This window comes from Marinobacterium iners (assembly GCF_017310015.1).
GTDB classification, from domain to species: Bacteria; Pseudomonadota; Gammaproteobacteria; order Pseudomonadales; family Balneatricaceae; genus Marinobacterium; species Marinobacterium iners.
Map to the genome: position 1 here is coordinate 1,584,921 of NZ_CP022297.1, position 13,042 is coordinate 1,597,962.

Here is a 13,042-nt window from a genome sequence, read left to right on the forward strand (position 1 = left end):
TCAGCGGTTGGTGGCGTCAGTTGTGCCGATATAGCGTTCGCGTTTGCGCAGCTTGACCTGTTCGGTATCCACCAGTACCAGCCCATCGATACAGTAGTTGAAGTCGGGGTCGATGCCGAAGTCGAGAAAACTGACCCCGCCGGGCTCACAGAGTTCCGAATACTGCTTATAGAGCGTCGGCACGGTTACGCCAAGGAATTCCAGCTGCTGGCGCAGACGACTGAAATCTTCACGATAGTCGTTGCCACAGAAAATGTCCGCGATGGCATTTTCGGTATCCTTGTCGATCAGGTAGGGGCTGCGTGAGCGTGCCAGCCAGGCATGATCAGGGAAGTAGTGACGGTAGAACCAGACCAGCAGGTCACGCGCCCGTTTCGGATAGCTGTGGCTCAGGCTGACTGGGCCGAACAGGTAGCGAACGTTCGGGTGACGACGCAGGTAGGCACCGATGCCGTACCAGAGATAGTCCAGTGAGCGCTTGCCCCAGTACCGTGGCTGAACGAAGCTGCGTCCCAGCTCGATACCGGCGGCAAAAATCGGTTCCATCTGTTCGCTGTAGTGGAACAGTGATTCGCTGTATAGCGGGTATCCGGACTCGTTGTGGCGCTGGTGGCCTTCGCCGATACGGTAGGCACCGGCAATCTCCAGATCGTCTTCGTCCCAAAGGATCAGGTGACGATAATGCTGGTCATAATGGTCAAGATCGCGCTTTTCGCCGGTCCCTTCACCCACGGTGCGAAAGGCAATTTCACGCAGACGCCCGATCTCCTGCATGACCACCGAGTCGGGATGGTAGTCGAACAGGTAGATCTTCTTGCCATCCGCGGTTTCGCCCAGCAGTTCAGCCTGTTTCAACTCCAGTTTGAGTGCCTGTCGGTTCTGCGGGTGGGCGATGGTCTTTTCGGTCAGGAACAGTGGTGGCTTGTTGCGGGCGATGCGATACAGGTGTTTTTTAAGCAGTTTGGCCTTGTCCCGGTTTGATACCGGCAGTGCATCCAGCTGACTGAAGGCGATCGGCTCGCCCACCCGCACAGGCAGTGTCACCGAGTGCTTGTTGAACATTTCACGCGCCAGCAACAGGGTCGACATGGAACGATTGATGTATGACAGGCTGTAGAACAACGTCGAATTCTTGCCGCCCAGATAGACAGGCAGAATAGGGGCATTGGCACGGCGAGCAAAGTGCAGGAAGCCACTGTTCCAGCGCCCATCCTTGATACCGGTCAGACCCGCACGGGATACTTCGCCGGCAGGAAAGACGATAATGGCCTCATCATTCTGCAGCGCTTCCACAATACGGTTGATGTTGTCTTTGCGGGTGTTGCCACCCAGATTATCGACTGGCAGGAACAGGTTGTGCAGTGCATCGAAGTGCATCAGTACATCGTTGGCGATGATGCGCACATCACGGCGTACCTCTCCTACCAATTTCAGCAGCGCCAGACCGTCGAGTGCCCCCAGTGGATGGTTGGCTACAATCACGACGCGGCCTGAAGAAGGGATGTTCATTCGCTCCTTGTGGCTGATGGCGTAACTGAAATTAAAGTAGTCCAGAACTTGATCCACAAACTCGAAGCCACGCACGCCGCGATGGGTTTCGAGGAAGTGGTTGATCTCCTGTTCACGCACCAGGCGGCGCAGGCAGAACAGGGTGGAGCGGCGTACGGGAGCCGGTTTTTCTGCAAAAGCGGGGTACTTGTTGACCAGTACCTGTTCGACATCGATCTGCATGTTGGGTCACCTCAGTTCACTGCCTGTACACTATGGCGGTGATCTGACACTGAAGTGACAGTCAGATGAATGCTGGATGACAGGTGGGCGAATGTCAGGCAATACACGCAAAATAATACATCTGGATTGCGACTGTTTTTTTGCCGCAGTTGAGATGCTGGATCATCCAGAGTGGTGTGAGGTTCCTCTTGCAGTAGGAGGGGCGGCCGAGAGGCGTGGAGTAATTGCAACCTGCAACTACCCCGCACGGCGCTTTGGTGTGCATTCCGCCATGTCGACTGCCCGGGCGCTGCAGCTTTGCCCCCAATTGCAACTGGTGTCCGGCAACATGGCGCGTTACCGCGAGGTAGCGGAGCGAATCTTTGATATCTATCGTCGTTACAGCGATACGATCGAGCCGGTTTCCATCGACGAAGCCTATCTGGATGTGACGGGCAGCCCACTGTTCGATGGCAGTGCGACGCGGATTGCGCAGGCCATTCGTCAGCAGGTGAGGGAAGAGACTGGTATTACCGTATCGGCCGGTGTGGCGCAGAACAAGTTTCTGGCCAAGGTGGCCAGTGACTGGAACAAGCCGGATGGTCTCTGTGTGGTCGATCCGATGCGACAGGCCGAATTTGTGGCGCAGCTGCCGGTGAAGAAAATTCCGGGTGTGGGGCCGCGGACGCAGGAGAAGCTATTGGGACTAGGGGTCGAGACTTGTGACCAGTTGCAACAGCTGTCACAGCAGCAACTGACCGAGCTGTTTGGACGCTTTGGTGAGCGCCTGTGGCAGCTGGCAAGAGGGCAGGACAACCGGGAGGTACGCCTGAGCCGCGAGCGCAAGTCAGTCAGTACTGAGCATACCTTCAGCCGTGATCTGCCTGATCTGGCAGCCTGTCAGGCCCAGCTGGATGAGTTGTTGTCCGATCTTGAGCGGCGCTATGAAAAGCATCGTGAGCAGCGGCGCATTATCGGCGCGGTTGTCAAACTCAAGTTTAAGGACTTCAGCCAGACTACGGCCGAAACCCGCAGCAGTCGTCCCGACAAGGCGCTGTTCATGGCCCTGATTGAAGAGGCCTGGCAGCGGGGCCAGAAGCCGGTACGGCTGGTTGGGGTGGGGTATCGGCTTGATACGGCTGAAGGCGACGCGGAAGCGGTACAGCTTCCGCTGTTTGACTCTGATGCCTGATCAGCTTTTGCGGCGCAGTGGTTCGCCTTCAAACTGAATGCCGGCCCAGCCGGATTGCATGAAATTGCGAATATTGCCGTGATCAGTGCCGTCAGGGGTGGTAAGGACATCGCGGTAGAAGCGGCCAAAACAGGCCAGTGTTTGAGCTTCATCCAGCTCCATCAGTTTGCCAAAACCGAAGATCTTGCAGGAGCCCTCGTTCTGGCCCGCTTCGTTGAAGATTTCGCCGTTGTTGAAGGCGCAGGGCGCGTAGTCGAAATGCTCGCTGATTACCGCCATGGTGTCTTCAAAATCGATGCTGTCATCGGTGCCCAAACGGGCGGCAAAGGCTTCAGGTGTCATCGGCGTATCCTCAGGTTGACGATTCAAAAGGCGGCATTATGCGGGCTGCGGTCGCCATTGCAAGGGGCGGATTTCAAGGCGCAGCAAACACTCGGTCATCTCGGTCCATGGGGCGTCTTCGCCCAGCGCCTTGCAGCGGCGGATCACGGCGCCGCTGATCTCGTCCAGTTCCAGCGGCCGTCCCTTTTCGCGATCGACCAGCATGGAGGTCTTGATCGCGTCAAAGTTGCTGATCAACTCAAACATCTCGTCTACGTCGGCAGCGGTCAGTTCAACCTCATCGGCCCGTGCCGCAATGGCGACCTCCTGCATCATCCGGTAGACCGTTTTGCCCAAAACCGGGTCGGCGGTCAGGCTGCGTGTATCCAACCCGGTCAGTGCGCTGAGCGGGTTAACGCCGTTGTTGATCAGCAGCTTCTTCCACAATTCGTAACGGATATTGGCCGTGACGCGGGTGGGGATGCCGGCGGCGTTCAGGGTTTCGGCCAGAATATTCAGTCGCGTGTCATCGTCGGTGGTGGCAGGCCAGCAGCCCATGACCACCTGTGCAGGGCCTTTTGCTTCAATATGTCCCGGGGCAATGATATGCCCACCGATCCGTACCGCCAGCCCGCCAAGGGTGCGTTCAGCACCGATCCGGTCTGCGATCAGAGGCTCATTGTCGACGCCGTTCTGCAGTGACAGTACAGGCGTGTCGGCAGCGCTCAGCCAGTCACCGCTTTGCTCAAGCCAGTCGGCGGTTGCACCGGCCTTCAGTACCAGCATGATCAGGTCATAGTCGGCGCAGTCACGTTCGGCCAGCAGCTGCTCCATTGAAACAGCATCAACGGGTGCGTGAAACTTCAAGGCTTCATGCTCAACCGTTAATCCTTGTTGCTGCATCGCCTTAAGGTGGGCACCACGGGCAACAAAGGTCACCTCATGTTTAGCCTCAAGCAGCCTGGCGCCGTAATAACAGCCGATCCCGCCGGCCCCGATAATCAGACACTTCATCCTGTACCTCCATCAAGCAGGAGGGATGTTTTACCTTAAATACGAACACAGTTAAACCGTCTGTAACGGGCCTGCGTAAATGCAGTAATGCAACAGGAGGGCATCAATGAAGATTTCACTCGAAGAGGTTAAAAAGCAGATCGGCCAGATCGAACAGCTGGTCGTGCGCGCATTTGAAAGCAGCATGTACCTGGTTCAGATCAAACTGAAGCAGGGTGAAGAGCTGCTAAACGTGTGCGATGACAAGGGCACGATCATGCGCTTCAATAGCCAGCTGGACGCCAAGTTTCAGTTCAAGGGGCTGGGGATTACCGACACCGTGCTGGTGCATGAAAGCCCGTACAACGAAATGATCGGTATGCCGGGTGGGAAGATGGATCCGCTGCAGGTGAAACTGGCGAATCCGGATGACGACTACTCCTAAAAGTCCCCTTGTGAGCAGTCGAGCATCGCAGCGGCAACAGGGAAAAATGTTTGGATTGTCTGAGCCACGCAGTGGCGAGTTTTCCAAACATCCCTGTTGACGCGAGACGCGCAGAGAAGCCGAAGGCCTGCTCTTAGGGGTGTGCTTTCTTTGTTACTTTCTTTACACAAGTAAAGAAAGTAAAGACATCACTTGATTCTCATCCCCGGCTGCGCTCCTTCGTGCGGCTCCAGAATCCACAGATCCTCACCACCTGGTCCAGCCGCAAGCACCATGCCTTCCGACATGCCGAATTTCATCTTGCGCGGGGCCAGGTTGGCGACCATGACGGTCAGTTTGCCTTCCAGATCTTCCGGCTTGTAGGCGGACTTGATGCCGGCGAAGACGTTGCGGGTTTCGCCGCCCAGGTCCAGGGTCAGACGCAGCAGCTTGTCGGCGCCTTCAACGTGTTCCGCCTTGGCGATTTTGGCCACCCGCAGGTCGATCTTGGCGAAGTCGGGGAACTCGATGGTGTCGGCGATCGGTTCCATGTTCTGCGTCACTTCAGCCTTTGGTTGTGCCGCCTGAACCTGTGGTTGGGCTTCCAGGCTCTGGCGAGAATCTTCAATCAGCTTCTCGATGGTAGCTTCATCCACGCGCTGCATCAGCGGCTTGAACTTGTTGATTTTGTGGCTCAGCAGCGGTTTCTCGATCGCATCCCAGGCCAGAGTGTCGATGTTGAGGAACTCACAGGCCTCCTTGGCCACCTCCGGCAGTACCGGGGCCAGGTAGCTGATGATCACGCGGAACAGGTTGATGCCCAGCGTGCAGCTGGCCTGTACCTCGGCTTCCTTGCCTTCCTGTTTGGCCAGTACCCAGGGCTCTGCATTATCAATGTACTGGTTGGCCTTGTCGGCGATGTGCATGATTTCACGCATGGCGCGGGCGTATTCACGCTTTTCGTACGCCTCGGCAATGCCGTGACCGGCGGCAACTGCTTCATGGTACAGCGACGCGTAGGTCAGCTCGGAGTCAAGCATGCCGTCGAACTTCTTCTGAATGAAGCCGGCGCAACGGCTGGCGATGTTGACCACCTTGTTGACCAGATCGGCATTGACGCGGTAACGGAAGTCTTCAAGGCTCAGGTCGATATCATCAATGCCGGAGCCCAGCTTGGCCGCGAAGTAGTAGCGCAGGTATTCCGGGCGCAGGTGCTTCAGGTAGGTTTCGGCCATGATGAAGGTGCCGCGGGACTTGGACATCTTCTGACCATTGACGGTCAAGAAACCGTGGCAGAACACGCCCGTTGGGGTGCGGAAGCCCGCACCTTTCAGCTCGGCCGGCCAGAACAGGGTGTGGAAGTAGGCGATATCCTTGCCGATGAAGTGATACAACTCGGCATCGGAATCCTGTTTCCAGTATTCATCGAAGTCGACGCCGTTCTTGTCACACCAGTTCTTGAAGCTGGCCATATAGCCGATCGGTGCATCCATCCAGACGTAGAAGTACTTGCCCGGCGCGTCGGGGATTTCGAAGCCCCAGTAGGGCGCATCGCGGGAGATGTCCCACTCCTGCAGACCAGACTCGAACCACTCGTTGAGCTTGTGGATCATCTGGCTCTGAACGTGCTCGTTGACCCAGGTGCGCAGGAAGTCTTCAAAGTCACCCAGCTTGAAGAAGAAGTGCTCGGACTCTTTCTCGATTGGGGTGGCACCGGACACGGCGGAATAGGCGTTTTTCAGCTCGGTGGGCTGATAGGTGGCGCCACAGGCTTCGCAGGAGTCGCCATACTGGTCCTTGGCGCCGCATTTCGGGCAGTCGCCCTTGATGAAGCGGTCCGGCAGGAACATGTTCTTCACCGGGTCATAGGCCTGGGTGATGGTGCGGCGGGTGATATGACCGGCATCGCGCAGGCGCTCGTAGATCAGCGCGGAGAAGTGGCGGTTCTCTTCCGAGTGGGTAGAGTAGTAGTTGTCGAAGTTGACCATGAAGCCGGCGAAGTCGCGCTGGTGCTCGGCGCTGACCTGGTCGATCAGTTCCTGCGGGCTCTTGCCCAGCTGGTCGGCCTTGAGCATGATCGGCGTACCGTGGGCGTCATCGGCACAGACGTAGGTACACTGATGGCCACGCTGCTTCTGGAAACGAACCCAGATATCAGTCTGGATATACTCCACCAGATGGCCCAGATGGATGGGACCGTTGGCGTAGGGCAGGGCACTGGTGACGAGAATCTTGCGCTTGCTGTCGGACATCGTTGGCTCTGAGTCGGTTGAAGACAAATGAAGCCCTGCATTCTACGCTGGATTGATCTCTGAATGAAGGCTGGGGGTGGCTGTGCTAAAATCCGCCGCCCGTCCCGAGCAACAGAACACAGAGGTTAGCCGATGGCCCTTCCCCGCGTGGAGCCTGATCAGTACGACGCCTTGCTGGCGACCAAGAAAGCCCGTATCGAAGCACAATTTGCCGAATTCGATCTGCCCGCGATCGAGGTGTTTACCTCTGAACCCGAGCATTACCGCCTGCGCGCCGAGTTCCGCACCTGGCATGAGGGCGATGACCTCTATTACGTCATGTTCGACGGTGACAAGCGCACGCCGGTACGGTTGGACAGCTGTCCGATGGTAGCCGAACGCATCCATGACGTGATGTTCGAGCTGATCGAGGTAATTCGCCTCGACCCGGTACTGCGCTTCAAAATGTTTCAGGTCGACTTTCTCAGCACCCTGTCCGGTGAGTTGCTGGTCAGCCTTATCTACCATCGCAAACTGGATGACGAGTGGGTCGAGCGGGTCAAGCCGCTGCGTGAACAGTTCAACATCGGCATTATCGGACGTTCACGCAAGCAGAAGATCGTGCTGGATAACGACTTCGTGGTCGAAACCCTGAACATCAACGGCCGCGCCTACCGTTATCAGCAGACCGAAAACGGCTTTACCCAGCCCAACGGCCATGTCTGCGAAAAGATGATCGAGTGGGCGATTGATGCCAGTGCCCACGCTGGCGGTGATCTGGTGGAATTCTATTGCGGTAACGGAAACTTTACCCTGCCACTGGCGCAGAATTTCCGCCGCGTGGTGGCCACCGAGATCTCCAAGGTATCGGTGCGTTCCGCCGAGTGGAACATTCAGGAAAACGGTATCGATAATATTGACGTACTGCGCATGCCCTCGGAAGATCTGTCACTGATCCTCAAGGGCGAGAAAACCAGTCGTAAGGTGCAAGGGCTGGCGCTGGACGAGTGTGACTTTACCACCGTCCTGGTGGACCCGCCGCGTGCCGGTCTGGATGAGCATACGGTGGAGCAGATCTGCGAATATCCGCATATCCTGTATATCTCCTGCAACCCCGAGACGCTGCACGAAAATCTGCAACAGATCAGCAAAACCCACAAACTGGAGCGGTTTGCGATCTTCGACCAGTTTCCCTACACGGACCATCTGGAGTGCGGTGTCTATCTGACCCGCCGTTGAGTGAATGATGAAGAAAGGAGGCTCCATGCTGTTTTTCTGGCTTTCGCTGGCGTTTGTGGCCGGCATGATGATGCCCCTGCAGGCCGGTGTGAACAGCACGTTGGCGCTGCACAGCCAAGGAGCGATATGGGCGTCCTTTATCTCGTTTCTGATTGGTACACTGGCGCTGTTTGTGATCGTCGTAGGGATGCGGTTTGAATGGCCGTTGCTGAGTGATCTCAGGCAGGCGCCCTGGTGGGCTTGGACAGGCGGTTTCATGGGGGCGCTGTTTGTCTCTACCGGTGTCTTTCTGGCGCCGCGTATCGGTGCTGCCACCATGATCGCCCTGTTTGTAGCCGGTCAGCTGATTACCTCGGTGATTCTCGATCATCTCGGCTGGGCGACCTTTCCCCAGTTCGATATCACGTTGGGGCGGGTGCTGGGCGTGGCGTTTCTGCTGGTGGGCGTGGTGCTGATTCGGTTCTATTGAACGGGCAGGCGTTCGCTTATAACCACCTTGCATATATCTTAAGCATCAAAGTTATTTTTCTTATATAACTTTTAATAATATGATGACGTTCTTAATTAGGTACTGTTTTAACGGAGAGCGTCGTGAACAAACTGCATCCCCTTGCCGCGGCCATTGCGCTGGCAACCCTGCCGCTGACTGCTGAAGCAACCAACGGTTACTTCACCCACGGTAACAGCATCAAGGCCCAGGGGATGGCCGGTGTCAGCTATGCGATGGCGCACGACAGCATTTCGGCCGCAAGCAATCCGGCTGCGCTTACGGTATTGGGAGATCAGTTTGATCTGGGTGTCACCTGGTTCAAGCCGGAACGCGATGCGCGTATCAGCGGCAACCCGGCATTCAATGGTCAGTATGACGGCAACGGTGACAAAAGCTTCTGGATACCTGAGCTGGGCTTCAGTCGCCAGCACTCGGAGCGCCTGGCCTACGGTGTGGCCATGTATGCCAATGGTGGCATGAATACCTCCTATGCCAACAACCCCTATGCAGGCGCTGGCGCAACTGGCGATGCAGGGGTGGATCTTTCCCAGCTGTTTGTCACCTCATCCGTGGGCTATCGACTGACCGAGCGCCACAGTGTGGGTGTCGGCCTGACCTATGTGTATCAGATGTTTGAAGCCCGAGGCGTCAATGGTCCAGCCTTCGAAAGCATGTCTTCAAATCCTGCCGCCTTGAGTGACAATGGCCACGACAGCTCAGACGGTTTCGGTCTTAAGCTCGGCTGGCAGGGGCAGGTGACCGATACTCTGACACTGGCTGCCAGCTGGTCATCCAAAATCAAGACCGACAGCTTCAGCGATTACCGTGGTCTGTTTGCTGAACAGGGTGGCTTTGATGTACCGGAAACCTATGGTCTCGGCTTTGCCTGGCAGATGAATCCGCAGTGGACCCTGGCGGGTGATTGGCAGCGCATCAACTACAGTGACGTGGCCTCAGTGGGCAACCCGCTGATTCCGATTACACAGTTGGGGCAGGATAACGGCTCGGGTTTTGGCTGGCAGGATATCAATGTCTACAAGCTGGGTGTCAGCTATGACTGGTCAAGCCGCCTGACGTTTAGGGCCGGTTACAGCTACGCGGACCAGCCGGTGCCGAGCAGTGAGACCTTTTTCAATATTCTGGCACCAGGTGTGGTGCAGGAACATGTCAGTCTGGGTGCCAGCTGGCGGCCGTCTCCAGTGCAGGAACTGACATTCGCTTATACACGAGCACTTGAAGAGTCTGTCGAAGGTAACGGTTCTCTTGCCGCATTTGGTGGCGGTGAGGCGGACCTGAGCATGAGTCAGGATATTCTGGGGTTGGCCTGGTCCTACCGCTTCTGATCTTTCCAGCGGATATCTTCCAGCACGAAGGAGGGGATGGGGCTCTTTTCCCACATCCCTTCCAGGTCCCGGTGCATCAGGTTCTGTTCCGGGCGCATGAACAGATACACATTCACTGCATCTTCAGTGATGCGGCGCTGGGCCTCACCAAGCAGTCGGTGTAGTTCATCTTCAGTACGTGCATTCAGTACCCGCTCCCAAATCGCTTTGAACGCGGCGTTGTCATAATTGAAGTAGTAGTCGTCACGAGCATAGATGTTCAGATCCATGGGCTCGACATGCATGATAAGCGTCAGTTCGTAATCCTTCTGCCGGAATACCCTCTCCATCCATGTGCTCCAGTCTACCTGCTCCAGCTTGACTCTGAACCCGACCGCTTCCAGATCATCCGCAATCATCAAGCCACCGTAACGGCCATAATCGGTCGGGGGAATTGTCAGTGTGAGTGTCTGGCCTTCAGGTACTTCGGCCGCACTCAGTAGCTGACGGGCCAGTAACCGGTCGAAGGGGTAGCGGTCTACCAGATCCACATAGGCAGGGTGTGAAGGCGGGAAATGTGTACCAATAAGTTCCGGCACGAATTGAGCACCGTACAGTTTGCTGACGCGGTTGCGGTCAATGGCGTGTGACAGAGCACGGCGCACGCGCAAATCGTTGAATGGCGGGCGCGCATTGTTGATCGCCAGAATCATCTTGCTCTGCAGTTTGCGTGCGCTCATGCGGTAATCGGGTCGAATCATGAAACGGTTGCCAACTCGGGTAACGCTCAGCAGTCCATCGACCAGCCCTTCGGCCAGAATGTTCTCGGTGCCTACTGTGGTCTGCATGAACAGAAACTGTGCCTGGTGCAGGTAAGGTGGCTTGCCCCAGTAATCAATGTTGCGTTTCAGGGTGACGGAGTGCCCTTTCTTCCAGCGGTCGAAGCGGAAGGGACCGGTGCCGACTGGGTGTTCGCTGTTGTTTGCAACGGTGTTCGGGTGAACCATGACGGCTGCAGGCAGTGACAGGGCGAAGGGCAGCATGGCGTCGGGCCGTTTGAGCGTGATGATGAGGTGCTCGTCACTCTGAGCGGTGACACTATCGACTTGCTCAAACCATTGTTGCTGAGGGTTGCCGCTGTTTTTATCCAGCAGTCGATTGAGGGAAAAGGCGGCCACATGGGCATTGAAGCGGCTGCCGTCGTGAAAAGTCACGCCCTTGTGCAGCTCGAAGGTATAGGTCAGTCCATCTTCGGACAGGTGCCATTTACGTGCCAGTCGCGGCCTCAAAAGACCTTCACCATCGACCAGCGTGAGGCCCTCGAACAGATTGCACCAGGTGATCTCGCCAGCCGAGGCGGCGGCAGTAACGGTAGGGTCGAGAGTGGGCGGTTCCAGCTGAATACCAAGCCGAATATGCTCACTGGCCTGCAGAGGCAGGCTGCACAGCAGCAGAAATGGCAGCATCAACCTGCCAATGACGCTGAAACAGGCGAAATGAAACAGATCAGATAGCCTGCGCATAAACGGTCTTTGGAGCTAAGGCGACCTTATTCCGGCCCTGTCGCTTGGCATCATAGAGAGCCTTGTCAGCCGCGTGCAGTGCCGCATCCAGCAGGCTTTCGGTCAGTTGGTCATCTGTCTCGCTCTGAAGAACTGTTGCATCAACCAGGGCAACTCCAAAACTCATGCTCAGGTGAATTTCGTGCTTCTGACTGGATAAAAACGGCTTCTCAGCAATCAGGCTTCGCAGCTTGTCGAGTACCTGATAACCAGCTTCCAGGGAGCCTGTCGTCAGAATAATGGCAAACTCCTCACCGCCGAATCGAGCCAGAATATCGCTTTCCCTCAGCCCTTCGGATAATTGCCGGGATACTTCAATCAAGACCTGATCCCCGGTGGCATGACCGAACCGGTCATTGACCTTCTTGAAGTGATCAATATCACCAATAGCCACACATAATGGTTGGTAGCTCTGACGCAGCAGACGTCGGGCGGCCGCCTGAAAATGACGACGGTTAGCAAGACCGGTCAAGACATCGTGCTCAGCCAGAAAGGTCAGCTCCTGATGTGCTTCGCGCATGCGAGCTTCCTGATACTGTATGCGCTGGACGTAACTGCGCACGGTTTTGGCCAGACTGGAAATTTCATCGCCACCATGAGTATCAAAGGCATCAACATCAACAACCGGGGCGCTCACATTGCGCTGCATCTGCAGGATGCGCCTCACCACCACGACCTCGAAATAAACCCCGGCCAACAAGGCAAAGACCAGCAGCAACAGGGCAAGTGCGATCAGATTGCGTTGCTGGACATTGATCTCGGCGGCAAGCTGCTCGCTTTGCATCACCATCTGTTGGCGCATGGTGGCGGAAAAGTAGCCCATCAGTATAGCCAGTTGCCCGGCCAGTTCACGGTTGTTGTGTGACAGGGCTCTGATTTGGCGCTCAAGCCCCGTTTGGCGCCCGGTATCGATGCGCTGGCTGACCAGCTCATTCAGTTCGGCAATGTTGCTCTGCAGCTGTGCTTGTGTCTCGCGGACCTGATTGATCAGATCAGGGTTGCCACCCTGCTGGGCAAGGCGGTCGGTCAGCTGGTTTACCCAGAGGGTTCGATCGGTCAGATTTATCAGTGCCTGACGTCGCTCGGTGTGGTTGTTGGCAACAGACAGGCCAAAGCCAAGGCTGTTCAGCGACTCGGCCTGTTGCACCAGTCGCACTGAGGTCATCAGGTTTTCCATTTCGGTACTGGTGAGCGTGTCTACCTGATCGTGCAAGCGCTCGAAGGCACGGCTCATGATGGCCGTAACACCGATAATCAGGGCGAGGATCAGCAGGGTCATGCCCAGCGTCTTGGTGGTCAGACCAAGACCGACCCGCCGGTGGATCATTTTGCTGCCGGCAGCTGGCCGGAGAGCTTTGGCAGACAATCGCTATCTTGTGTATTCATTTAGATACGCTTTTTGTTGTTTGGATACAGGTGTAGCTGATAACGACGTGTATGGACTCCTCCTCTTTTGCAAGCACTTTGTCAGATCGCGACTAAGGTACGACTGCCTACGTGTATCCGGTCTCTTTAATGATGCCGTTGTGTAGGCATCGAACCCTGATGGGCTATTCGC

General features: G+C 56.4%; 11 protein-coding genes. 5 read left to right on the forward strand and 6 right to left on the reverse strand.

All coding sequences use genetic code 11. From position 1 onward, the window contains the following. Positions 1-1,731, reverse strand: coding sequence for a bifunctional ornithine lipid synthase OlsF (gene olsF, locus CFI10_RS07680; RefSeq protein WP_206841081.1), 1,731 nt, complete (start codon positions 1,729-1,731; stop codon positions 1-3). A 91-nt stretch (positions 1,732-1,822) separates the two neighbouring features. Here olsF and dinB point away from each other — a divergent pair, with 91 nt between their 5' ends. Beyond that, positions 1,823-2,902 (forward strand): DNA polymerase IV, encoded by a 1,080-nt coding sequence (gene dinB, locus CFI10_RS07685; RefSeq protein WP_206841083.1) that lies wholly within the window; start codon positions 1,823-1,825, stop codon positions 2,900-2,902. On the opposite strand, the gene CFI10_RS07690 is transcribed toward dinB, so the two are convergent. Further along, positions 2,903-3,244 (reverse strand): HopJ type III effector protein, encoded by a 342-nt coding sequence (locus CFI10_RS07690; protein ID WP_206841084.1) that lies wholly within the window; start codon positions 3,242-3,244, stop codon positions 2,903-2,905. 36 nt (positions 3,245-3,280) lie between these two features. After that, positions 3,281-4,237: a ketopantoate reductase family protein gene (locus CFI10_RS07695; protein ID WP_206841086.1), complete on the reverse strand. Its 957-nt coding sequence runs from the start codon at positions 4,235-4,237 to the stop codon at positions 3,281-3,283. Positions 4,238-4,343: 106 nt separating this feature from the next. On the opposite strand from CFI10_RS07695, the gene CFI10_RS07700 reads away from it, so the two are divergent. Beyond that, on the forward strand, positions 4,344-4,661 hold the full coding sequence (locus CFI10_RS07700) for a DUF6482 family protein (RefSeq protein ID WP_206841088.1): 318 nt from the start codon (positions 4,344-4,346) through the stop codon (positions 4,659-4,661). A gap of 188 nt (positions 4,662-4,849) precedes the next feature. Here the strand turns inward: CFI10_RS07700 and metG are convergent, their stop codons facing one another. Then, positions 4,850-6,892, reverse strand: coding sequence for a methionine--tRNA ligase (metG, locus tag CFI10_RS07705; RefSeq protein ID WP_206841090.1), 2,043 nt, complete (start codon positions 6,890-6,892; stop codon positions 4,850-4,852). A 132-nt stretch (positions 6,893-7,024) separates the two neighbouring features. On the opposite strand from metG, the gene trmA reads away from it, so the two are divergent. From trmA to CFI10_RS07720, 3 genes are all read left to right on the forward strand, one after another. Continuing rightward, complete coding sequence (trmA, locus tag CFI10_RS07710; RefSeq protein WP_091827599.1) at positions 7,025-8,110, forward strand: tRNA (uridine(54)-C5)-methyltransferase TrmA; 1,086 nt, start codon at positions 7,025-7,027, stop codon at positions 8,108-8,110. Between the two features lie 4 nt (positions 8,111-8,114). After that, positions 8,115-8,579: a DMT family transporter gene (locus CFI10_RS07715; protein ID WP_206841093.1), complete on the forward strand. Its 465-nt coding sequence runs from the start codon at positions 8,115-8,117 to the stop codon at positions 8,577-8,579. A gap of 122 nt (positions 8,580-8,701) precedes the next feature. After that, positions 8,702-9,943, forward strand: coding sequence for an OmpP1/FadL family transporter (locus CFI10_RS07720; RefSeq protein ID WP_206841095.1), 1,242 nt, complete (start codon positions 8,702-8,704; stop codon positions 9,941-9,943). Here CFI10_RS07720 and CFI10_RS07725 read toward each other — a convergent pair. Both CFI10_RS07725 and CFI10_RS07730 read right to left on the reverse strand, forming a co-directional pair. Further along, on the reverse strand, positions 9,931-11,445 hold the full coding sequence (locus tag CFI10_RS07725; protein ID WP_206841097.1) for an ABC transporter substrate-binding protein: 1,515 nt from the start codon (positions 11,443-11,445) through the stop codon (positions 9,931-9,933). The genes CFI10_RS07720 and CFI10_RS07725 overlap by 13 nt on opposite strands. After that, positions 11,429-12,811, reverse strand: a complete 1,383-nt coding sequence (locus CFI10_RS07730) for a GGDEF domain-containing protein (protein WP_206841098.1) — start codon at positions 12,809-12,811, stop codon at positions 11,429-11,431. The genes CFI10_RS07725 and CFI10_RS07730 overlap by 17 nt, the downstream gene beginning before the upstream one ends. Positions 12,812-13,042 lie beyond the last annotated feature (231 nt).

What these genes read in the sequence shown, in the direction of transcription:
- trmA (WP_091827599.1), top strand. Translation starts at nt 7,025, where the DNA reads ATGGCCCTTCCCCGCGTGGAGCCTGATCAGTACGACGCCTTGCTGGCG.
- metG (WP_206841090.1), bottom strand. Translation starts at nt 6,892, where the DNA reads ATGTCCGACAGCAAGCGCAAGATTCTCGTCACCAGTGCCCTGCCCTAC.
- olsF (WP_206841081.1), bottom strand. Translation starts at nt 1,731, where the DNA reads ATGCAGATCGATGTCGAACAGGTACTGGTCAACAAGTACCCCGCTTTT.
- dinB (WP_206841083.1), top strand. Translation starts at nt 1,823, where the DNA reads ATGTCAGGCAATACACGCAAAATAATACATCTGGATTGCGACTGTTTT.
- CFI10_RS07695 (WP_206841086.1), bottom strand. Translation starts at nt 4,237, where the DNA reads ATGAAGTGTCTGATTATCGGGGCCGGCGGGATCGGCTGTTATTACGGC.
- CFI10_RS07700 (WP_206841088.1), top strand. Translation starts at nt 4,344, where the DNA reads ATGAAGATTTCACTCGAAGAGGTTAAAAAGCAGATCGGCCAGATCGAA.
- CFI10_RS07715 (WP_206841093.1), top strand. Translation starts at nt 8,115, where the DNA reads ATGATGAAGAAAGGAGGCTCCATGCTGTTTTTCTGGCTTTCGCTGGCG.
- CFI10_RS07690 (WP_206841084.1), bottom strand. Translation starts at nt 3,244, where the DNA reads ATGACACCTGAAGCCTTTGCCGCCCGTTTGGGCACCGATGACAGCATC.
- CFI10_RS07725 (WP_206841097.1), bottom strand. Translation starts at nt 11,445, where the DNA reads ATGCGCAGGCTATCTGATCTGTTTCATTTCGCCTGTTTCAGCGTCATT.
- CFI10_RS07730 (WP_206841098.1), bottom strand. Translation starts at nt 12,811, where the DNA reads ATGATCCACCGGCGGGTCGGTCTTGGTCTGACCACCAAGACGCTGGGC.